This window comes from Halorubrum vacuolatum (assembly GCF_900188065.1).
Classification (GTDB): Archaea; Halobacteriota; Halobacteria; order Halobacteriales; family Haloferacaceae; genus Halorubrum; species Halorubrum vacuolatum.
On the sequence record NZ_FZNQ01000066.1, the window covers coordinates 1 to 1,402 of the forward strand.

Genomic DNA, 1,402 nt, shown 5'->3' on the forward strand with positions numbered 1-1,402 from the left:
CATCCGTCTTTAGTTAAGCGAGAAACCGCGTGATAGCGGCGGCTTATCGAGGCATCTTTCGGAAGGAATGAGGAAGTCCTGTCTGTGTACAACAAGGACTCCTCATCTCGGATTATGCGTCGGCTCACTACACTGTTTCCCTCTGAGTTCCTCGAAGAGCACGCCGAGGAACTCGGCGTGGTCGAACGTAACCGCAAGCTCCAGATCCCTGCCTTCGTTTGGGCATTTGTGTTCGGCTTCGCCGCAGGCGAAAGCCGAACACTCGCCGGGTTTAGACGCTGTTACAACTCTACTGCCGATGAGACGATCTCTCCGGGCGGGTTCTATCAGCGGTTGACACCGACGCTTGCGGAGTACCTCCGCGACCTCGTCGAGACCGCGCTCGACGAGGTCGCTGTTCCTAGCGCTGTTGACGCTGATATCGACCGATTTAGAGACGTGATGATCGCTGATGGAACGGTGTTGCGGTTACACGAATTTCTCTCAGACCAATTCGAAGCCCGCCACGAGGAGCAGGCTGGAGCGAAGCTCCACCTGCTCCACAATGCCACAGAGCAGACGATTGAGCGGCTCGATACTGCTAACGAGAAAACGCACGACAGCACCTTGTTCAAAACAGGGCCGTGGCTTGAGAATCGCCTCGTGTTGTTCGATCTCGCCTACTTCAAGTACCGCCGGTTTGCGCTGATCGACGAGAACGACGGCTACTTCGTGAGTCGGCTGAAGCAGAACGCGAACCCGCTGATTACGGCAGAATTACGGGAATGGCGCGGCCGCGCCATTCCCTTAGAGGGCAAGCAGCTCCGAGCTGTTCTTGACGATCTCGATCGGAAGTACATCGATGTAGAAGTCGAAGTAGAGTTCAAACGAGGGCCGTACAATGGGACGCGGTCGCTAGATACGAAGCGATTTCGCGTCGTCGGCGTCCGCGACGAGGACGCCGACGACTACCACCTGTACATAACGAATTTAGCGAGGAAGGAGTTCTTTCCGGCGGATTTAGCGGAGATCTACCGCTGTCGGTGGGAAGTTGAGTTGCTGTTCCGGGAGCTGAAGACGCAGTACAAACTAGACAAGTTCGACACGAGTGACGAACACGTGGTGAGGATCTTATTGTACGCAGCGCTGCTGTCGCTGCTTGTAAGCCGCGATCTGTTGGATCTTGTCACCGAGCAGGCGGATGATGAGCTTGTGTTTCCGACAGAGCGCTGGGCGGCGACCTTCCGGTCGCACGCCCAGCTTATTCTCCACGAACTCGGTGAGTTTCTCGGCTACTCACCGCCGCCACTGCTCGACCGGCTGATCGAAGACGCTCAGAAGATCCACAAGCAACGACCAATCTTACAAGAGACGCTCGCTACCGCTACACAACCGAGGTGTGAGGCTTAACTAAAGACGGATG

The 1,402-nt window shown here is 56.1% G+C and carries 1 protein-coding gene; it reads left to right on the forward strand.

The genetic code is table 11. The annotated features are described in order from the left end of the window. Positions 1-114 precede the first annotated feature (114 nt). Positions 115-1,389, forward strand: coding sequence for an IS4 family transposase (locus CHB65_RS16670; RefSeq protein WP_089386133.1), 1,275 nt, complete (start codon positions 115-117; stop codon positions 1,387-1,389). Positions 1,390-1,402: the final 13 nt, after the last annotated feature.